We start from the raw sequence: 18,593 nt of genomic DNA, 5'->3' as shown, positions 1-18,593 counted from the left end.
GCACCCCGGCCCGGCGGCATCACCTGACGGGGGTGCCGCCGGGCCGCGTCCGACGGCATGATGGCCGGATGGCTATGTTGATCAGTCGACGCGTGGTGCTGGCCGCGGCCGCGACGGTGCCCGGCGTCGCCGCCCACGCCGACAGCCGCCACACTGACGGCGTGCGCTTCGACCTCAACGCGGTAACCCTCGACGGTGGCGAGCAGGTCACCTCGGTCACCATCGACACGTCCACGCTCGGGCCGGTCGACCCGGCGAGCCTGACGACCGGCACGTTCAGCGTGCGTGCCAGGGCCACCAGCCCGATCCCCGCCGGCGACGGGCTGCCCGGCTACGACCTCGACCGGCCGGTCACCGCCGCCTGGCTGGCCGGGGACGGCGACATCGTGCTCGACCTGAGCCACGGCGAGAGCCAATCCGGCGCCCGCACCGTCGACTTCCACGAGGGCAGCGGCCGCAACGTCCGACTCCAGCTCGACTACACCATCACCCAGCACGCCCCGATCGTCCTGCGCGACGGCCGGCCGGTCACCATCGCGGACTTCACCCAGGGCGGCGTGCGTAACCCCGAGGTCGACGTGTTCAGCCACCACGTGTCCGCCTCTGGCATGAACTACCGGCTGTACTCAACCCCGTCCTCGGGCCGGCGACCGCTGATCGTCTGGCTGCACGGCGGCGGTGAGGGCGGCTCCCTGCCGGACGACTACTACGACAACGAGACCCCGTTGCGCGGCAACCGCGGCGCCCTCGGCTTCGCCACCGGTGCGGCACAACGGATCTTCGGCGGCGCCCATGTCGTCGCCCCGCAGTGCGCCTCGGCCTGGGTGCTGGACGGTCCCGCGTTCGTCCCACTCGTCGAGGAGATCGTCCGCGAGGTCAGCCGGGACTGGGCCGTCGATCCCGGACGCGTGTATGTCGCGGGCTGCAGCAGCGGGGGCTACCTGGGCATCAAGCTGACCACGGTGTATCCCACGCTGTTCGCCGCGTCCGTGCCGATCTGCGGGGTGGTCGTCCCCTGGGAGCCGGGTGGCCAGCCGCTGGTTCCGGACGCGGACCTGGCCGCGATCAGCACGCCGACCTGGCTGGTCGCCGCGCGCGACGACACCGCGGTGGACCCGCTGGCCAACACCGTGCACGCGCACGAGCTCATCCCCGGTTCGGTGCTGACCCTCTACGACCAGGTCGTCTGGAACGGTCACCAGTTCCCCGGCCACTACTCCTGGATCTACGTTGCCCGCAACGACCCGAGCAACGACGGGACCAGCGTCTGGCAGTGGATGGCCGACTTTTCGCGCCCCGCGCCATAACCGTTCCCCGACGCCGTGCCCGGCAGGCATGATGGCTGGACAGCGTGGCTTTCCCCGACCTGCCCTCGTTCCGTCGTCGTGACGAAGGAGTTCGCATGGCTATGTCGATCAGTCGGCGCACCGTGTTGGCCGCCGGTGCGGGCGTGGCCGCCGGCGTGACGGTGCCCAGCGCCGCCGCGGGCGCCGACCGCACCGCCAGTGTGCGGTTCACCCTCACCGCGGTGACGCTCGACGGCGGTGAGCAGGTCACCTCGGTCACCCTGGACACGTCCCGGCTGGGCCGGATCGACCCGGCGAGCCTGACGACCGGCACGTTCAGCGTGCACGCCACGGCCACCAGCCCGATCCCCACCGGCGACCAGGTCGTCGGCTACGACCTCGACCGCCCGGTGACCGCCGCCCGCCTCGACGACCACGGTGACATCGTGCTCGACCTGAGCCACGGCGAGGGCCAACCCGGCGGTGGCACCCTCGGCTACGTCGTGAGCCGGGGCCGCAACGTCCAACTCGACCTCGTCTACACCATCACCCAGCACGCCCCGCTCACCCTGCGCGGCGGCCGGCCGGTCACCATCGGGCGGTTCACCCAGGGCAGGCTGGTGAACCCCGAGGTCGACGCCTTCAGCTACCACGTGTCCGCCTCGGCGATGAAGTACCGGCTGTACTCACCGACGTCCCCTGGCCGGCGTCCGCTGGTCGTCTGGCTGCACGGCGGCGGTGAGGGCGCGTCCCTGCCGGACGACTACTACGACAACGAGACCACGTTGCGCGCCAACCGCGGCGCCCTCGGCTTCGCCACCCGTGCGGCCCAACTAATCTTCGGCGGCGCGTACGTCGTCGCCCCGCAGAGCACGTCCGCCTGGATGCTGGACGGCCCCGCGTTCGCCCCGCTCATCCACGAGATCGTCCGCGAGGTCAGCCGCCGGCACGCCGTCGATCCCGCGCGGATCTACGTGGCGGGGTGCAGCAACGGCGGCTACATGGGCATCAAGCTGACCACGGTGTATCCCACGCTGTTCGCCGCGTCCGTGCCGATCTGCGGGGTCGTCGCGTCCAGGGCGCCGGGCACCCCGCCGCTGGTTCCCGACGACGAGTTGGTCGCCATCAGCACCCCCACCTGGCTGGTCGCCGCGCGCGACGACACCACGGTCGACCCGCAGGCCAACACCGTGCACGCGCACGACCTCATCCCCGGCGCGCTGCTGACGCTCTACGACCACGTCGTCTGGGACGGCTACCAGTTCCCCGGCCACTGGTCCTGGATCTACGTGGCCCGCAACGACCCGAGCAATGCCGGGACCACTGTCTGGCAGTGGCTGGCCGACCAACGTCGCTGATCCGAACTGGATATTCGTCACGATTGGTCTTCATCGGGACCATCCTCGGCTCCTTCAACGGTCGGCCGCCCTTCCTGGGCGGAGTGCGCGGGGGAGTGTCGCCGCGACCGCGAGACCGCCCGCGGCCATCACGGCGAACACCATGGACACCCCGTACCGGTTGGCCAGGACCTCGGCCGCGCCGAACAGCAGCGGGAAGACCGGGCCGGCACCCGCACCGGCGAGGGCGATCAGCACCAGCGCCTGCCACGCGGCTCCGGACGAGGCCGCCGCGAGCAGCGCGACGAGCATGCACGGTGCGCCAACCGCTCGAGGAGTCCGGCGAGGTCGCCGTGCGGTTGCTGCTCGAACACATCCGCGGGTCCGCTCCCGTCCGGACGACCATGCTCGAACTCGAACTGGTACGCCGCGGCTCGGCGTGAGGTTGTCGTTTCCGTTGCTTGACCCTGACACTGTGACAAGGTGTTTCCTTGGTTCCAGGAGGTGGTCCCGGTCAACACGACACAGACAGACACACCGGACACGCGCCTGGTCGCCGCGTTGGGTGCCCAGCGGTCATCGACCCGGCTCGCGGCGGTGATGGCGGCCGGCACGCATCCCGACCCGGCCCTGGCCGACGTGCTCGTCGCGCGGTGCGCGGTCGAGCCGGACTTCTACGTACGCGACATGCTGACCTGGGCGTTGACCAGGCTCCCGGCGGAGCTCACGGTGCCCAAGCTCGTCGTGGAACTCCAGGCCGAGCGCCCGCAGGCAAGAAGCCAGGCCCTGCACACGCTGTCCAAGATCGGCGACGGCAGCGCCTGGCCCGCGATCACCCGGTCCCTGCTGCACCACGCCGACGAGGAGGTCGCGCGCAGCGCCTGGCGGGCCGCCGTGGTCCTGGTGCCCGACGACAGTCGCCGGGAACTGGCCGAGGACCTGGCCGTACAGCTCGGCCGAGGCGACCGGAACCTGCGCCTGAGTCTCAGCCAGGCACTCGTCGCGCTCGGCGAGGTGTCCGCGGCCGCGCTGCGGCCGGCACTGGCGAGCAAGGACCCGGCGGTACGCGCGCACGCCACGGCCACCGAGGCGCTCCGGCGTGACCCCGACGCCGCGTTCGACCCGGCGGTCGACGAGGCCACCAGGGTCGTCGTGCTCGGTCGGGACGGGGGACAGTGACCAGGTGCTGATCGGCGAGGTGGCCCGGCGTTCCGGGGTGAGCACCCGGATGCTGCGGCACTACGACTCGCTCGGGCTGGTGCGCCCGACCGGGCGCACCGTCGGCGGCTACCGCGAGTACTCGGCCGAGGACATCCGCCGGATCTTCCACGTGGAGAGCCTGCGGTCCCTCGGCCTGTCGCTGCGCCAGATCGGCCGCGCGCTCGCCGATCAGGCGTTCGAGGCGTCCACCCTGGTCGGCGACCTCATCCGGCGGACCGAGGAGCGCCTGGCGTTGCAGCAGGAGCTGCTCGAGCGACTCCGCGCGGTCGACGCCATGGCGCCCGCCGGCTGGCCGGACGTGCTGCGCATCGTGGAGCTGCTGCACGGGCTCAACTCACCGAGCGCCGCGCGCCGGCAGCAGGCCGTGCTGGCCCCCGGCGAGGACGTGCCGGTGCCCACCGAGCTGCTGGCCGGCGCGGTCCTCGCCGAGGCCGATCCGCACGTCGCGGGCGCCCTGCGGTGGGCGCTCGCGCGCGCGGGCGGTGACGGGTTCGCGCGGCTGGCGGCCGGCGTGACCTCGGCGGACGTCGACATCCGGCGGCGCGCGGTGCTGGCGATCGCCGAGCTGTCCGGCGACGAGGCGACCTCGGTACTCACCCACGCGCTCACCGACGCCGACCCGACGGTGCGCCGGCACGCCGCGCTGGCCGCGGGCGCGCGGGGCGTGGTCGCGGCCGTACCGACGCTCGTCGGCATGGTGGTCGACGGCACGAACGACGTCGAGGCGGCCGAGGTGCTCGGCGCACTGGCGCTGGAGGCCGGCAACGCCGACCGGATCACCCGCGCGCTCGACGACGAGCTCGCCGCCCCCACCGCCGACACCGCGGTGCGGATCCGCCTGACGCAGGCGCTCGTCGAGCTGCCGGCGGCCGTGGCGCGCGACGCCCTGCGCCGGTTGACCACCGACGACGATCGCACGATCGCCGCCATCGCCTCGGCCCTGCTCGACGGTCGGTGACCGCTCAGGCAGGCGGGTTGGTGTACACGCGGCGGGGCACGACGAGCACAGCGGCGCGCCGCTCCTTGGCCATCACCCGGTCGTAGTTGTCGTAGTCCTCGTGCGTGCCGCCGGCGGCCTGGAAGATGTCGCGCAGCAGCAGCCGCACCGCGTCGGCGTCGAGTTCGGGGTGCGGGTCGTCCGGGCCGATGATCTCGGCGTCGCCCTCGACGGTGGCCCAGCGCCACTCCGCGCGGGCCACGACCGTGGTGCGGGGGTCGGCGCGCAGGTTGCCCAGTTTGCGGGCGCCGCCGACGGCAACGAGCCCGACGACCTGCCCGCCGCGCACGGGATGGGTCACCACACCGGCGTTGACCACCGATGACTGGATACCGCCATCGCCGCGCAGGGTGTTGAGCACACACAGGCCGTGATCCAGGGGCACCAGTTCGGCGAAAGCGGCGAGATCCGTCACGGTTCCCAGTTGTATCAGGTCATGGCTCCGCCGCGCCCCGGGGACGCGGCGGGCCACGGTGCGCTAGCCGGCCGGCTGGGCCTCGACCCTCGCGGACAGCCGCGACAACTCGGCCTGCTGTCCCGTCAGCTGGCCACTGAGCTTCGCGATGTACAGGTGCGCCTTCTCGAGTTCCTCGAGCAGGCCACGCATGAACGAGCCGTAGTCGACCAGCGGCTGGCCGCTCTCGTCCTGTTGGCGCCGGGGAATGCCGCGCAGCCGGCGCTCGCTCATCATCGCCTCGGCGTGTTCCTCGATGGACTCCAGCGGGTAGTCCGGTTCGAATACGTAGTCGGCGTGAATCTGCGTCGTGCGGTGGACGATCGCGCCGGTGCCGGTGATGCGCAGCACGGGCGTACCGGCGGGCAGGCTGTCCTCGTCGAAGATCTTGAGCAGGTCGTTGTCGCCGGGGCTCCACACGCACATCGTGTTGCCGTTCATGAAGATCCCGCCGGACTCGCCGCCCGGGGCGTCGGTGCCCTCGACCCACAGCCCGCTACGGTCGTTGTCCGGGTTGAAGTTCACCGCCTGCCCGAGTCTGCCTCTGTTGTCATGGTGAATAGAGAAATTGACAGCCATTGGAATGGCCTCCAGTCTGGAAAATGATGGTGATCTGGGCGCGAATTCCCAGAGCATCCCCGAAGGCTTCAGGGGATCGCATGATTCTCGGATGAGTCGAGTCCTGCCTCGAACAATTCTGCCACGATACGGGGATGCGGAGGGAGTTGTTTCGCTCGAACGGGTGATATGCCGACGCCCGGCGTCGCACCGGACGTCCCGGCGCCGACTACCTCATGGGTGCGGTGTCGCCGCCGAGCGCTCTTGACGGATTGTGGCCGCGTCGTGTTTGTTGTTGTTGGACTCCGTTCACCCCTGCGTCTGGAGTTGTCGACGATGACCGTTCCCGCCCGGTTCGTCGCGGTGGTCGCCACCGCCGTGCTGCTCGCCACCAGTGCCCCCGCCACCGCCGACACACCAGCCGAGGTGCCGGACTTCGACACGGCCGTCGCCGGCAACCCGATCTTCGACGGGTGGTACGCCGATCCGGACGTCGCGGTGTACGACGACACCTACTGGGTGTACCCGACCACGTCGAAGTCCTACGACGAACAGACCTACCTGGACGCGTTCTCCTCCACCGACCTGGTCAACTGGACCAGGCACGACCGGGTGCTCAGCACCGAGAACGTCTCCTGGGCGCGCCGGGCGCTGTGGGCGCCCGCGCCGATCGAGCGCGCCGGCAGGTACTACCTGTACTTCGCCGCCAACGACATCCAGGGCGACGACGAGCTCGGCGGGATCGGCGTCGCGGTCGCCGACCAGCCACAGGGTCCCTATCGCGACGCGCTCGGCCACCCGCTGATCGGCCAGTTCCACAACGGCGCCCAGCCGATCGACCAGGACGTGTTCATCGACGACGACGGTCAGGCCTACCTGTACTACGGCGGTTGGGGACACGCCAACGTGGTGCGGCTCAACGAGGACATGACCAGCCTCGGCACGTTCGCCGACGGCAGCACCTTCCGCGAGATCACCCCCGCCCCCGAGTACGTCGAGGGCTCGCAGATGTTCAAGCGCGCCGGCAGGTACTACCTGATGTGGTCGGAGGGCGGCTGGACCGGGCCGAACTACTCGGTCTCCTACGCGATCGCCGACTCGCCGACCGGGCCGTTCACCCGGCTGGACACGGTGCTCGCCCAGGACGCCGCGGTGGCCAGGGGATCGGGCCACAACGCGGTGATCAACGTGCCGGGCACCGACATCTGGTACATCATCTACCACCGCAGGCCGCTGAGCGAGACCGACGGCAACCACCGCCAGGTCGCCTACGACCGCCTGACGTTCACCGCCGACGGCACCATCGCCCCGGTGACCATGCGGGTCCAGGACAACTTCGCCGACGGCAACGCCTTCGGCTGGCGGACCCACGGCGGCGGCTGGTCGGTCGCCGGCCAGCAGTACGCCGCGACCAGGTCCTACGGCGGGAAAGCGTTGCTGGACACCAACTTCGGCGACCTCGTCCAGGACGTCGAGGTCACCGTCACCGGTGGCGGCGGGGACGCCGGGGTGGTGTTCCGGGTGACCGAACCCACCACCGGCACCGACGGCTACCGCGGCTACTACGCCGGCATCTCCCGCCAGGGCAGGGTGTTGCTCGGCCGCGCCGACCACGGCTGGACCCCGCTGGCCGCCGCGCCGCTGCCGGTGCGCGAGGGCCAGCGCTACCACCTGCGGGTCACCGCGTCGGGCGCGGACATCAAGGTGTACGTGGACGACCTGAGCACCCCGAAGCTGACCGCCACCGACGCCACCTATTCCGCTGGCGCCAACGGAGTCCGGGTCCACGACACCTCGGCGACCTTCGACGACCTCGCGGTCGCCCACGGCGGCTCAGCAGTCGTAGGTGACCGGATCCCGGCCGGCGAGCACGTTCCTGGTCGTCTCGTTGCCGGCGAGCACGTCCCTGGCCGTTGACCGGCTGAGGTTCCAGGCGTTCCAGTCGTCGGGGTCGACCCGCACGGCGACCGCCTGCAGCACACACCAGCGCGTCGTCTCCGGCAGCCGCGCGATGGCGGGCACCACGTCGGCGGAGAAGTAACCGAGATAGTCGACGTCCAGCGGCAGGCCGTGCTCGGCCCGGTCGATGTTGCGGTCGGCGACGAACCGTTCCGGGTTCAGCGCCACCAGCGCCAGCAGCGCGGCGGCCGCGGCGCCCACCAGTGCGCGGGGCAGCCAGGCCGGTCGCAGCCGCACCAGGGAGACCAGCACCAGCACGAACACCACACCCAGCCAGAGCTCGCAGGCCTCGACCAGCAGCCGCAGCACGGTGAACCCGTAGGCCTGCTGGTATGTCCACATGCGACTCAACGCGGACGCCACGAGCACCAGGCTGAGCACGCTCAGCGCGCCGAGCAACGCCCGCTGCCAGGTCCGGTCGGCCCGGGTGCTGGTCGGCGCCCACCGCAACGCGGCCCCCACCAGGGCGAGCGTCAGCACCGTGGCCGCGCTCAGCTGCCAGAACCCGCTGCGGGCGTACTCGGCGGCGGTGAGCCCACTGGTCCGCCGCAGGTACTCCTCGCCACCGAACAGGACGACCACGCGCACCGCGACGAACACCGCGAACAACGCCACCAGCACGCCAAGCGGCAACGCCCACTCCACGCGGTGGGCCAGCCGGCGCCGCGCCGTGGCCGCGTCCGCGGGCGCCAGCGGAGACGCCACCAGATAACACGCGCCGACCACGCCGAAACCGGCGACACCGAACACGAACCCCCAGCGGGTGAACGTCGACAGGTCCAGGTCGGGGGTCAGCCGCTCGACCAGGTGCGCGAACGTCGCGTCCGCGCCGCTCAACAGCGGCACGAACACCGCGAGCAGCACCAGCGACGCCAGCACGGAGCGCGAGAGCCGGCGCCGGGCGGCGCTGTCGCCGCGCTCTGGCCGCCACCGGACCGCGCGCATGACCCACGGCAGCGCGCGCAGCGCCGCGATCGGCACCGCGATCACCTCGTAGAGCACCGAACCGGCCGTCCGCCTGCCGACCGCGGCCAGCGACCCGGTCACGCAGGCGGCGAGCACACACAGCACGAACAGCCACTCGGCCGCGCGCACGGCCCCGGCCGCGAGCAACGCGAGCGAGGCGACTGTCCACACCGGACTCATCCGGGTGAAGTGCCGGGGCGTGTCGGCCGCCAGTGACCGGCGGTAGGTGTAGATCACGGCGGCCACCATGAGCAGCCCGGTCAGGAACATGCCGATGCCCGGCCGGTCCAGCGGCAGCAGCACGATGGCGCCGACCCCGGCGACGGCCGCGGCCGCCAGCATCGGCGGCGGCACCGGCACCACCGCCGAGTTCGGCAGCGGCCTCGGGCGTAGGAGCATGGGGGTGGCGGCCACCTCGGCCGCCGGTTTCGTCTCAGCCATAGCAGTCTCCAGACTGTTTTCGGGCAGGGCGGTGCCACCCGGGAACCCGGGTGACACGAAAGGACTTCAGGAAACCGGCAGGACCACGCGGATGCGGCAGCCTTCCGGTTCGCCGGGCGGCAGCTCCGCCGGCGGGACCACGCCGATCGCGCCGCCGTGCAGCTCGACCACCCACCGGGCGATGGCCAGGCCTAGCCCGGTGCCGCCACCGCCGGCGCGCTCGCCGCGGGTGAAGCGTTCGAAGACTCGCTCGCGCTCCTCTGCGGGGATGCCGGGGCCCTCGTCGCGGACCTCGATCACCACGTCGTCGCCCAGGTTCTCGGCGCGCACGTGCACCTTGCCGCCCGCGGGGCCGTGCCGGGCCGCGTTGTCGAGCAGGTTGAGCACGACCTGGTGCAGCCGGCCGCGATCGGCGACCACCTGCGCGCCGGACGGCTGGACGTCGGTGGTGAACCGGACACCCCGGCCGACGGCGGCGGCCATCACCTCGGCCTCGGCGGCGACCTCGTCGAGCAGCAGCTCGAGGTCGAACTCCTCCAGGTCGAGCGGGAACGCCCCGGCGTCTATCCGGGACAGGTCGAGCAGTTCGCTGACCAGCAGGCCAAGACGTTCGGTCTGGGCGAGCGCGGTCCGCAGCGTCGCCGGGTCCGGTTCGGCGACCCCGTCGACGAGGTTCTCCAGCACGCCGTTCAGCGCGGTGATCGGCGTGCGCAGCTCGTGGGAGACGTTCGCGATCAGCTCGCGGCGCTGCTGGTCGGCGGTGTCCAGGTCGGCGGCCATCTGGTTGAACGCGACCGCCAGCTCGCCCACCTCGTCGCGGGCGGTGGCCCGGACGCGGCGGGTGTAGTCGCCCCTGGCCATCGCGCGGGCCGCGGCGGTCATCTCGCGCAGCGGCCTGGTCATCCCGTGCGCCAGGATCTGCGAGGTGATCAGGGCGAGCGCGATCGCGGTGATCGTGGTGCGCGGCGGCAGCCAGCCGATCTGGTAGTTGAAGAAGGTGAACGCGACCCCGCCCGAGCAGACCAGCAGGATGGCGAGCTTCAGCTTGATCGACCGGATCGGGTCCAGCGGCCGCGGCAGCAGGTCGACCAGGTCACGGGCGTGGTCGCGGATGGTCACGGGCCGACCTCCAGCGCGTAGCCGATGCCGTGCACGGTGCGGATGAGGTCCGCGCCGAGCTTGCGGCGTAACGCCTTGACGTGGCTGTCCACCGCGCGGGTGCCCGAGGCGTTGCCGTGCACGTCCCAGTCCCACACCTCGCTGAGCAGCCGCTCCCGGTGCTGCACGGCCCTGGGCCGCCGCGCGAAGTGCACGAGCAGGTCGAACTCGATGGGCGTGAGCTGTGCCTGGACGCCGGCGCGCGCCACCCGCCGCTGGTCGAGGTCGATCTCCAGGTCGCCGAGCACGATCCGCGCCGTCGCGGTGTCCGCGCGCGCCACCCGGCGCAGCAGCGCGTGCACCCGCGCGGTCAGCACCCGCATCGAGAACGGCTTGGTGAGGTAGTCGTCCGCGCCCACCCCGAGGCCGACGAGCATGTCCGTCTCGTCGGCGCGCGCGGTGAGCATGAGGACGGGGACCGGCCGGCGGGCCTGGATCCGGCGACACACCTCGAGCCCGTCGAACCCGGGCAGCATGACGTCGAGGATCACCAGGTCGGGCTCGTAGTCGGTGTCGGTGGCCACCGCGGCCGGCCCGTCGTGCGCGACCTGGACGGCGAACCCCTCGGCGCGCAGCCGCGCCGTGATCGACTCGGCGATGGTGACGTCGTCCTCCACCACGAGGACGCGTCGTCCCGCTGCTTCCATGCGGCTGACTGTAGGCACCGTCCGTGGAGACCGTTGGGGTGAGTTGTGAAGATCCTGTGGAGCCCGCCGAACCGGCGTGCATCGCGGCGTGCGGTTCGGCGTCGCGTAGCCCGCAGTTCGGCTCTGCCGGCGAGCGTCAGCTCGCTGACCGGATAGTGCGTCGTCGAGTATTCGCGGAGCTGTTCCTGTGCCCTTAACGACCAGTCTCGCTTGCCGTCGTCGGCCCACTGGTCGAGCCGCAGGACCGTGCAGAAAGCCCGGACGGCGGACTTGTGTTTGCGAGTACGAAGGGCGCGGAGAAGCCTTTGGCGTGGAAATGTCTAAATCGGGAAGAGGGTAATCGATCGACACTTTCGGTGGATGCGGAAGCTCGAATCATTTGCGGGAGCAAATAGAAGGGAACCGTTGGGGCGGTTGAACACTCAGTTCCGCCGTATTCGTTTCGATTGGGGAGGGTTCTTTTATGTCGACGACCTCAGCCGCGGTCGTGCCGCCGGCGGTGCGCAACGCCACGCTCGCCGTCTGGGCGATTCTTGGACTGCTCGTGCTGCGCGTGATCCTGACTTTCGCGTTCCACGACGACTTGGTGGACGCCTACATCGGCGACCGGGTGATGGCGCGGGAACTGGCCGAGTACGCCGCGCCCGCGTACTCCGGGGTCGCGATCGCCGTCCTGGTCATCGGCGCCATTCTCGCCCTTGCCGCGATCAACCTCGGCCGGGCGGCCCAGTGGGCGCGGATCGTCGCGGTCGTCTTCGCCGGGCTGTGCCTGCTCGGGGTGGTGGCGTCGCTGGTCGCGCCGACGATCGCCGTACTGCTGATCATCAACGTGGTCGTCGGACTGCTCGCGGTCGGCTTCATCGTGCTGATCTTCTCCGGTGAGGCCAACCGGTTCTTCGCCAAGTAGCCGGCTCGGCCACGACCCACCCCTGACGAAAGTCGGGGGTGGTCGTGGCGGATCGGCTGATCTTTTCCCGGCCACCGGTTTCTAGCTTTGCCCCATGAAACGCACGCTGTGCTTGGTAATGGCGGTCCTGTTGGCCACGGCGCCGTCCGCGCGGGCCGCCGGGGAGCCGACCTCGACCGACCTCGACGCCTATCTCGAACAGGCCCTGGAGTCCACCGGCCTGCCGGGGATGTCGGTCGTCGTGACGCATGGGGACGAGGTGGTGCACGCCGCCGGCTACGGCCGCGACGCCAACGATGACCCGGTCACCGAGAACACGCCGATGCGCGTCGCGTCGGTGAGCAAGTCGTTCACCGCGATGGCCGTCATGCTGCTCGTCGAGGACGGCGCGATCGCGCTCGACGAGCCGGTCGCCGACCAGCTGCCGGAGTTCCGCCTGGCCGACGAGCGCGCCGACCGGATCACCGTGCGCCACCTGCTGAACCAGACCTCCGGCCTGTCCGACACCACGGTGGACATTCGCGCGGCCGAGTCCACCGAGACGCTCGTCGACTATGTGTCCACGTTGGACACCGGCGAGCTGGCCGCCGATCCAGGCGAGCGCTACGAGTACTGCAACGTCAACTACGACGTGGCCGCCCGGCTGGTCGAGGTCGTCAGCGGCCGTGGCTTCGACGACTTCCTCGCCGAGCGGGTGTTCGAGCCGTTGGGCATGACCGACAGCGCGGTCAGCGACCGGGTCGTGACCCCACGCGACGGGCTGAACTCGCTGTACGGGGTCTGGGTGTCCCGGCCGGAACTGCCGGGTCACCTCAACGGCGGCGGCGCGGGCGGGGTCATCACCACCGCCGCGGACCTGGGTCCCTGGCTGATCAGCCAGACCGGTCACGGCCGGCAGCTGGTGAGCCCGGCGGGCCTGGCGACCATGCACACCCCGTCGCCGGTGCGGGACTACGGCATGGGCTGGGGCGAGGAGACCGTCGGCGACACCCGGCTGCTCACCCACAGCGGCAACCTGTTCACTTACAGCGCAGTGCAGGCGATCACCCCGGACACCGGGTACGGCTTCGCCGTGCTGACCAACAGCGCCGCACTCTACGACGACACCTACGAGGTGCTGCGCGGGCTGGTCGCGCTGAGTGACGGCCTGACCCCCGAGGTGCCCGGCGGTGGCCGGCAACTGGTCGAACTGGTGCTCGGGCTGATCGCGCTGGCGGCGGTCGGGCTCGCGGTGCTCGGCGTGCTGCGCGCCCGTCGCTGGGCGCGCGGTCGGGCGGGCAGCGCCGGCTGGCGGATCGGGCTGCGGCTGGTTCCGGCGCTGCTGCCGGTCGTGGTGCTCGCCGTGTACCCGGACCTGGTCTCGCTGCTGATGCGGGGCCGGACGGTCACCTGGGAGCAGCTCACCTACTCCGCCGCGCCGCTGACGATCACCGTCGTGGTCGCCGCCGCGGCGGGCCTGACCAGCGTCGTGACCCGGCTGGTGTGCCTGCGGTCGGTAGTGTCGAGCGGATGAGGAACGGCGTGCTCCTGGCGGCGATCGCGGCGGGCGGCCTGCTCAACGGGCTGCACCTGGACGCGATCCCGGTGTGGCGGCAGCTGGTCTTCGTGGTGCTGGCCGTGGCGGCCTACCTGCACGGCCGGCACCTGCCGGTGGGCCGGGGCTGGCTGGTGCTGGCCGTGGTCGCGATCCCCGGGGTGGGGTACGCCGTGCTGGACTTCTGGACCGGGGTCGGCGCGCTGATGGTCTTCGGCCTGTTCGTGGTGCTGCCGTGGCTGGCCGGCCGCTTCCGGCGCCAGCAGGCCGAACTGGTCGCCGCCGGTCTCGCCCGGGTCGGCCAGCTCGAACGGGAGCGGGAGTTGATCGCCGACCACGTCACCCTGGGGGAACGTGCTCGCATCGCCTCGGACATGCACGACTCGCTCGGCCACGAGCTGGCGCTGATCGCGCTGCGGGCCGGTGCGCTGGAGCTGGCCACGGACATGACCGAGCGCAACCGGGAGGCCGCGGCGCAACTGCGCGCCTCCGCGACCACGGCGACCGACCAGCTGCGCCGCACCGTCGGCGTGCTGCGCACGACCACCTCGACCGCGCCCCCCGACGAGTCCGTCGAGGTGCTGGTGAACCGCGCGCGGGTGGCCGGCATGACCGTCGAGCTGCGGCAGAATTCGGCGGTGCTGGCGCCACTGGTGGACCGGGCCGTGCACCGCGTGGTGCAGGAGTCGCTGACCAACGCCGCCCGCCACGCGCCCGGCGCGGACGTGGGGGTCCACATCGACCAGACCCCCGAGGCGGTCACCGTCACGGTGACCAACTCCCCACCGCGCGGGGCCCCGGCCCCGCCGGGCGGCGGAAGCGGCCTGGCGGGTCTGCGGGAGCGGGTGCGGCTGCTGGGTGGCACCCTGCACGCGGGCCAGGACGACGGCGGGTTCACCGTGACGGCCCAGCTCCCGGCCAACCACGAGGAAGCGACCTGATGATCCGGATAGTGCTGGCCGACGACGAGGCGATGATCCGCGCGGGCGTGGCGTCGATCCTGGCCACCGACCCGGAGATCGAGGTGGTGGCCGAGGCCGCCGACGGACGCGAGGCCATCGAGCTGGCGCGCGCCCACCAGCCGGACATCGTGCTGCTGGACATTCGTATGCCGCGCCTCGACGGGTTGTCCGCCGCGGCCGAGCTGCACGCCGCGATGCCGCAGGTCGCGGTCATCATGCTCACCACCTTCGACGAGGACGAGTACGTGTCGACCGCGCTGGCGGCGGGTGCCAGTGGCTTCCTCTTGAAGGCCGCCGATCCCCGGGAGCTGATCCTCGGCGTGCGGGCGGTGGCCGACGGTGCGGCGTACCTGTCCCCTCGGATCGCGCGGAAGGTCATCACCCAGGTGGGTGGCGGCACTCTGGCCCGCGCGAGTACGGCCCGCAAGCAGGTGGCGTCGTTGACCCCGCGGGCGCGGGAGGTGCTGGCGCTGGTCGGCGGTGGACTGTCCAACCAGGACATCGGCCGTGAGTTGTTCCTGTCCGAGGGGACGGTCAAGGCGCACGTCAGCGCCATCCTGGCGCAACTGGACCTGACCAACCGCGTCCAGGCGGCGATCATCGCCTACGAGGCGGGCCTGATAAGCCGACATCGTTCCTGATTGCCGTGACCAACGTGCCCACGTCGACGCTCAGTGTCGGTCCAGTCAGGTTCTTGCTGTCGCGCAGGTACGCGCGGGTTGGGTGCACCTCCACACAACTGTCGTTCTCGTTGCTCCGCCGGGCCTTGCGCCAGGCGTCGTCGTGGTGGGGTCCGTCGCCGTTCATGTCGTCCTTTCGTACTCACTCACAATCTCAGCGATCAGCGCGCGTGACTTCGCGACACTGAGGGCAACTCGAGGGAGATCCTTCTCCGCCGCGTCTCGAAATCCCTGAACGTCGTCACCGCCGTCGTCATCGGAAAGGAACAACGACGAGCGGAGATGCTCCAGCAACACGCTCGGTGGGGTGTCCGGGAACTCGTACAACTCGAACGGTCCCGACAGTCCGTCGTGCGCGCCGTTCCCGATCGGCACGACCTGGATCGTCACGTTCTCGTGCTCGTCATCGACCTTGAGCACGAACCGAAGCTGATCGGCCATGACCTCGGGTCCGCCAACGCCCTGCCGCAGCGCCTGCTCGCCGATGAACGCGCGGTACTCGGGCGCGTTCCTCCGGGTCAAGGTCTCCCGACGGCCAACGCGCAGCTTCACCCGCGACTCGATCTCTGCGATCGAACGGTCACGGCGACCGATGAGCGCGCGTGCGTAATCACCCGATTGGAGCAACCCTGGAATGAACAGGGGTGCCCAGACGGCGAGTCTGTTACATGTCCGCTCGTATTCCAGGATCCCGGAGAGCGCTTGGGAAATTCCCGGGAGGCCCGTCGTCACCCAGTTTGGTTGACGTGCGTGACGGGCGATCTCCATGATCCGCGCGTACCGGCTGCCGGCGACCCCGAGCACCGTCAGCAGTCTCGCGACGTCCTCGGCCGCCGGGACCCGCTTGCCCGTCTCCCATTGGGACAGCGTGGAATGCGAAATGCCGAGCGACAACGCGACGCGACGCAGGCTACCCCGCAGTCGCGTACCGGGAAACGCGTCCTCGCGTGCCTTCCGGAGCGCACTCCCGAGAGCGCGCGAACCAGGAGTCATGGTCACAACCACCCACCAAACTTTAGACGTCAGGTTTCCGGACTGGTACAGGCACCCGATCGGGCCACTTGCGCAGCTACCCGTGACTGGTCACGATGTTCACGATAAACGTGACCGGATGCGCCGCAACGTCGGCAGCCAACCCCCGCGGATCAAGGAGAGCCATCGTGACCTACCTGAACACCGACCAGTACACGACTGTCGACCCCTCCTGTCCTATCCGGACAGAACTTCATGACCCGGACAACGTCGTCGAGGTCACCATCGGAGAGGACCGACGCAACGAGACCACTCTACGAGTCGTCCTCAGTGACCCCGACACCTGTCACCGCCTCGCGCAGGCGTTCCACGACGCAGGACGTCAGCTCGCCATGCATGTCCGCGGGTGAGAGCGCCAGGCGTCGGGCGGCCTTCGCTACTTCCCGTCACAATGTTCTCGATCAGGTGATTCCCTTTTGTGGCAAGGAAGAATCTCGCGATCGAGGGTAGAGTCGAACGCATGTTCACTTCCTTCGTTGCGGTCCCGCCAGGGGACTCCGCGCAAGCGGTGCCCCTGGCGATGGCGCATGGGATGCAGCAGGTCGCCTGGCAGGCAGAGGGGCACGCGCTGGAGCAGTTGGCTGTCTATGCCGCGAACGCGGACGAGGAGTTCGCGGCGTTGGAGGTGGCCGCGTTGTTAGGGATGTCGTTTCGGGCCGCGCAACGCCGACTCGACCTGGCGATCACCCTGGCCACCCGGCTCCCGTTGACCCTGGAGGCGGTGAAGCAGGGTCGAATCGACAGCTACCGGGCAAGCAGGATCGCCGACGCGGTCGCGCACCTGTCCGATCAGGACGCATCCATCGTCGAGGCGGAAGTGGTCGCTCAGGCGGAGAATCTCGCGCCGGCACCGTTGAATCGGTTACTGGGCAGGGTGATCCATCGGATCGACGCCGCCACCATCCAGCGTCGGCATGAGCAGCGGGTGGCCGAGCGGCGGGTTGACGCCTATCCGACCGAGGACGGGTGTGCCGCGTTCACCGTGCACGGTCCGGCTGATCGTGTTCACCTTGCTGATCTGCGGGTGAATGCCATCGCTCACCGTCTCCAGGAGACCGGCGCCGCCGGCGACCGCACTCTTGATCAGTTGCGTGCGGATGTCGCGTTGGATTTGTTGGCGGGCAGAGGTTTCAAGCACGCGAGGGTCACCGTGCAGCTCACGCTGTCGGTCGCGACCGCGCTCGGTGTCGGCACCGCGCCCGCTCAGTTGGCTGGTTATGGGGATCTTCCCGCGCAGCGGGCGTTGGTGCTCGCCGGTCAGAAGGACGCGACCTGGCGGCGTATTCTCACCGACCAGAAGACCGGACAAGCCGTCGATGTCGGCCGACGCCGTTACACCCCACCAACCGCGCTCCGCGACCAGGTACGGGCGGAGCTACCCACTTGCACGGCCCCCGGTTGCATCCGGCCGGCGTATGAGTGCGACCTCGATCATCGGCAGCCATTTCCTGACGGGCCAACCAATCGGGACAACCTCCACCCCGCGTGCAGGCGACATCATCGGGCCAAGACGCACGGCGGCTGGGAGGTCCTCGACCAGGACCGCACCCTGGTGTGGGTTTCTCCGGCGGGGTACCGGTATGCCCACCGTCCAGAACCCATCGCCGACCCGGACCCACCACCCAACACCGGCGCGGGACACCGCGAGACGTCAGTGATCGCTTCGCTGGCGGTAGGCCCCTGGCGTCTCGCCGAAGGTCCGGCGGAAGCCGTCGATGAAGGCGCTGGCCGAGGACCAGCCGCAGCGATGGGCGACCGTGGTGACCGAATGGTCGTCGGCCAGCAGCAACAGTGCGTGGTGCAGGCGCAACTGGGTGCGCCACTGGGGAAAGGTCATGCCGAGGTCAGCGCGGAACAGCCTGCTCAGGGTGCGTTCGCCCGCGCCGACCTGGCGGCCGAGCTCGCCGAGTGTGCGGCCGTCGGCGACATCGTCCCGCAGCAGCTCACACACCGCGCGCACGCGCGGGTCGGCCGGTGCGGGGAGTTGACTGGGCAGCTGACGAGACGCCCGCAACTGATCGAGCAACACCGCGCGCAGTCGGCGGCGCTCGACACCGTCATCGTCCAAGTCCTGCGTGCACGCGAGGATCAGCTCGCGCAGCAGCGGGCTGACGTTGAGCACCGTGGGCGCGGTCAGCCCCAGCGGGTTGGTCGTGGCGGGCAGGCCGAGCAGGTGGAGTTCCAGCGCGCCATGAGCGTGGTGAGCGTGCACGCATCCGGCCGGCACCCAGATCGCGCGGTTGCCCGGGGCGACCCATGTCCCGTCGTCCGTGGTCACGGTCAGCACGCCCGATCCGGCGTAGACGATCTGGTGGTCGTCATGGCGATGGGCGGTGATCCGCTCACCGGGGGCCAGCGACCGGGTGCTGGTGGGCGCTCGGGACAGGTGGCGGATTTCTGACATTAGTTGTCAGGATACTGGAAGCACGCCAGCTGTCGAGCGGGCACGATCAG

The 18,593-nt window shown here is 70.5% G+C and carries 20 protein-coding genes and 1 pseudogene; 12 read left to right on the top strand and 9 right to left on the bottom strand.

From position 1 onward, the window contains the following. The first annotated feature begins 68 nt into the window (after window positions 1–68). Window positions 69–1,307 (top strand): prolyl oligopeptidase family serine peptidase, encoded by a 1,239-nt coding sequence (locus ACYVIP_RS25610; protein ID WP_460400675.1) that lies wholly within the window; start codon window positions 69–71, stop codon window positions 1,305–1,307. 95 nt (window positions 1,308–1,402) lie between these two features. Beyond that, the gene (locus ACYVIP_RS25605) at window positions 1,403–2,644 is read left to right on the top strand and encodes a prolyl oligopeptidase family serine peptidase (protein ID WP_460400673.1); all 1,242 of its coding nucleotides are present in this window, start codon (window positions 1,403–1,405) and stop codon (window positions 2,642–2,644) included. A gap of 54 nt (window positions 2,645–2,698) precedes the next feature. On the opposite strand, the gene ACYVIP_RS25600 is transcribed toward ACYVIP_RS25605, so the two are convergent. After that, the gene (locus ACYVIP_RS25600) at window positions 2,699–2,935 is read right to left on the bottom strand and encodes a hypothetical protein (RefSeq protein ID WP_460400671.1); all 237 of its coding nucleotides are present in this window, start codon (window positions 2,933–2,935) and stop codon (window positions 2,699–2,701) included. Between the two features lie 5 nt (window positions 2,936–2,940). Here ACYVIP_RS25600 and ACYVIP_RS25595 point away from each other — a divergent pair, with 5 nt between their 5' ends. From ACYVIP_RS25595 to ACYVIP_RS25585, 3 genes are all read left to right on the top strand, one after another. Further along, a complete protein-coding gene (locus tag ACYVIP_RS25595; protein WP_460400669.1) occupies window positions 2,941–3,066 on the top strand; it encodes a hypothetical protein in 126 nt (41 codons plus the stop codon). 61 nt (window positions 3,067–3,127) lie between these two features. Next, window positions 3,128–3,802 carry a HEAT repeat domain-containing protein gene (locus ACYVIP_RS25590; RefSeq protein ID WP_460400703.1) on the top strand — a complete coding sequence of 225 codons (675 nt, stop codon included), beginning with the start codon at window positions 3,128–3,130 and terminating at the stop codon, window positions 3,800–3,802. A gap of 4 nt (window positions 3,803–3,806) precedes the next feature. Beyond that, window positions 3,807–4,802, top strand: coding sequence for a MerR family transcriptional regulator (locus ACYVIP_RS25585; protein WP_460400667.1), 996 nt, complete (start codon window positions 3,807–3,809; stop codon window positions 4,800–4,802). Window positions 4,803–4,806: 4 nt separating this feature from the next. Here ACYVIP_RS25585 and ACYVIP_RS25580 read toward each other — a convergent pair whose 3' ends face one another. Continuing rightward, entirely contained in the window at window positions 4,807–5,256 is a 450-nt protein-coding gene (locus tag ACYVIP_RS25580; protein WP_460400665.1) for a TIGR03618 family F420-dependent PPOX class oxidoreductase, read from the bottom strand. A 63-nt stretch (window positions 5,257–5,319) separates the two neighbouring features. After that, on the bottom strand, window positions 5,320–5,820 hold the full coding sequence (locus ACYVIP_RS25575; protein ID WP_460400663.1) for a hypothetical protein: 501 nt from the start codon (window positions 5,818–5,820) through the stop codon (window positions 5,320–5,322). Window positions 5,821–6,189: 369 nt separating this feature from the next. Here ACYVIP_RS25575 and ACYVIP_RS25570 point away from each other — a divergent pair, with 369 nt between their 5' ends. Beyond that, complete coding sequence (locus ACYVIP_RS25570) at window positions 6,190–7,770, top strand: family 43 glycosylhydrolase (protein WP_460400661.1); 1,581 nt, start codon at window positions 6,190–6,192, stop codon at window positions 7,768–7,770. Here ACYVIP_RS25570 and ACYVIP_RS25565 read toward each other — a convergent pair. From ACYVIP_RS25565 to ACYVIP_RS25555, 3 genes are all read right to left on the bottom strand, one after another. Further along, on the bottom strand, window positions 7,687–9,219 hold the full coding sequence (locus ACYVIP_RS25565) for a DUF4153 domain-containing protein (protein ID WP_460400659.1): 1,533 nt from the start codon (window positions 9,217–9,219) through the stop codon (window positions 7,687–7,689). The two genes, ACYVIP_RS25570 and ACYVIP_RS25565, sit on opposite strands and share 84 nt — an antisense overlap. A gap of 66 nt (window positions 9,220–9,285) precedes the next feature. After that, the gene (locus tag ACYVIP_RS25560; protein WP_460400657.1) at window positions 9,286–10,338 is read right to left on the bottom strand and encodes a HAMP domain-containing sensor histidine kinase; all 1,053 of its coding nucleotides are present in this window, start codon (window positions 10,336–10,338) and stop codon (window positions 9,286–9,288) included. Next, window positions 10,335–11,024, bottom strand: coding sequence for a response regulator transcription factor (locus ACYVIP_RS25555; protein ID WP_460400655.1), 690 nt, complete (start codon window positions 11,022–11,024; stop codon window positions 10,335–10,337). Before ACYVIP_RS25555 ends, ACYVIP_RS25560 begins: the two co-directional genes overlap by 4 nt. A 463-nt stretch (window positions 11,025–11,487) precedes the next feature. Here ACYVIP_RS25555 and ACYVIP_RS25550 point away from each other — a divergent pair, with 463 nt between their 5' ends. The 4 genes from ACYVIP_RS25550 (at window position 11,488) to ACYVIP_RS25535 (ending at window position 15,068) form a co-directional block, all read left to right on the top strand. Further along, complete coding sequence (locus tag ACYVIP_RS25550; protein WP_460400653.1) at window positions 11,488–11,931, top strand: hypothetical protein; 444 nt, start codon at window positions 11,488–11,490, stop codon at window positions 11,929–11,931. A 94-nt stretch (window positions 11,932–12,025) separates the two neighbouring features. After that, window positions 12,026–13,444: a serine hydrolase domain-containing protein gene (locus ACYVIP_RS25545; protein ID WP_460400651.1), complete on the top strand. Its 1,419-nt coding sequence runs from the start codon at window positions 12,026–12,028 to the stop codon at window positions 13,442–13,444. Beyond that, window positions 13,441–14,406 carry a sensor histidine kinase gene (locus tag ACYVIP_RS25540; protein WP_460400649.1) on the top strand — a complete coding sequence of 322 codons (966 nt, stop codon included), beginning with the start codon at window positions 13,441–13,443 and terminating at the stop codon, window positions 14,404–14,406. Before ACYVIP_RS25545 ends, ACYVIP_RS25540 begins: the two co-directional genes overlap by 4 nt. After that, a complete protein-coding gene (locus ACYVIP_RS25535; protein ID WP_460400647.1) occupies window positions 14,406–15,068 on the top strand; it encodes a response regulator in 663 nt (220 codons plus the stop codon). Before ACYVIP_RS25540 ends, ACYVIP_RS25535 begins: the two co-directional genes overlap by 1 nt. Here the strand turns inward: ACYVIP_RS25535 and ACYVIP_RS25530 are convergent. Together ACYVIP_RS25530 and ACYVIP_RS25525 are read right to left on the bottom strand one after the other, a co-directional pair. After that, window positions 15,025–15,234, bottom strand: coding sequence for a DUF397 domain-containing protein (locus tag ACYVIP_RS25530; RefSeq protein WP_460400645.1), 210 nt, complete (start codon window positions 15,232–15,234; stop codon window positions 15,025–15,027). The genes ACYVIP_RS25535 and ACYVIP_RS25530 overlap by 44 nt on opposite strands. After that, entirely contained in the window at window positions 15,231–16,112 is an 882-nt protein-coding gene (locus tag ACYVIP_RS25525) for a helix-turn-helix domain-containing protein (RefSeq protein ID WP_460400643.1), read from the bottom strand. The genes ACYVIP_RS25530 and ACYVIP_RS25525 overlap by 4 nt, the downstream gene beginning before the upstream one ends. Before the next feature lie 155 nt (window positions 16,113–16,267). On the opposite strand from ACYVIP_RS25525, the gene ACYVIP_RS25520 reads away from it, so the two are divergent. Both ACYVIP_RS25520 and ACYVIP_RS25515 read left to right on the top strand, forming a co-directional pair. Beyond that, complete coding sequence (locus tag ACYVIP_RS25520; RefSeq protein ID WP_460400641.1) at window positions 16,268–16,489, top strand: hypothetical protein; 222 nt, start codon at window positions 16,268–16,270, stop codon at window positions 16,487–16,489. A gap of 110 nt (window positions 16,490–16,599) precedes the next feature. Next, window positions 16,600–17,499: pseudogene (locus ACYVIP_RS25515) on the top strand (DUF222 domain-containing protein); the annotation flags it as partial. Window positions 17,500–17,790: 291 nt separating this feature from the next. Here ACYVIP_RS25515 and ACYVIP_RS25510 read toward each other — a convergent pair. Then, complete coding sequence (locus ACYVIP_RS25510) at window positions 17,791–18,543, bottom strand: AraC family transcriptional regulator (RefSeq protein ID WP_460400701.1); 753 nt, start codon at window positions 18,541–18,543, stop codon at window positions 17,791–17,793. Window positions 18,544–18,593 lie beyond the last annotated feature (50 nt).

The sequence above is a fragment of the Actinophytocola sediminis genome, assembly GCF_054779715.1.
Note: the sequence above shows the minus strand (reverse complement) of the source record. Positions and strands in the feature narration are given on the sequence as shown.

What these genes read in the sequence shown, in the direction of transcription:
- ACYVIP_RS25610 (WP_460400675.1), top strand. Translation starts at nt 69, where the DNA reads ATGGCTATGTTGATCAGTCGACGCGTGGTGCTGGCCGCGGCCGCGACG.
- ACYVIP_RS25545 (WP_460400651.1), top strand. Translation starts at nt 12,026, where the DNA reads ATGAAACGCACGCTGTGCTTGGTAATGGCGGTCCTGTTGGCCACGGCG.
- ACYVIP_RS25510 (WP_460400701.1), bottom strand. Translation starts at nt 18,543, where the DNA reads ATGTCAGAAATCCGCCACCTGTCCCGAGCGCCCACCAGCACCCGGTCG.
- ACYVIP_RS25600 (WP_460400671.1), bottom strand. Translation starts at nt 2,935, where the DNA reads ATGCTCGTCGCGCTGCTCGCGGCGGCCTCGTCCGGAGCCGCGTGGCAG.
- ACYVIP_RS25565 (WP_460400659.1), bottom strand. Translation starts at nt 9,219, where the DNA reads ATGGCTGAGACGAAACCGGCGGCCGAGGTGGCCGCCACCCCCATGCTC.
- ACYVIP_RS25550 (WP_460400653.1), top strand. Translation starts at nt 11,488, where the DNA reads ATGTCGACGACCTCAGCCGCGGTCGTGCCGCCGGCGGTGCGCAACGCC.
- ACYVIP_RS25535 (WP_460400647.1), top strand. Translation starts at nt 14,406, where the DNA reads ATGATCCGGATAGTGCTGGCCGACGACGAGGCGATGATCCGCGCGGGC.
- ACYVIP_RS25530 (WP_460400645.1), bottom strand. Translation starts at nt 15,234, where the DNA reads ATGAACGGCGACGGACCCCACCACGACGACGCCTGGCGCAAGGCCCGG.
- ACYVIP_RS25605 (WP_460400673.1), top strand. Translation starts at nt 1,403, where the DNA reads ATGGCTATGTCGATCAGTCGGCGCACCGTGTTGGCCGCCGGTGCGGGC.
- ACYVIP_RS25570 (WP_460400661.1), top strand. Translation starts at nt 6,190, where the DNA reads ATGACCGTTCCCGCCCGGTTCGTCGCGGTGGTCGCCACCGCCGTGCTG.
- ACYVIP_RS25540 (WP_460400649.1), top strand. Translation starts at nt 13,441, where the DNA reads ATGAGGAACGGCGTGCTCCTGGCGGCGATCGCGGCGGGCGGCCTGCTC.
- ACYVIP_RS25555 (WP_460400655.1), bottom strand. Translation starts at nt 11,024, where the DNA reads ATGGAAGCAGCGGGACGACGCGTCCTCGTGGTGGAGGACGACGTCACC.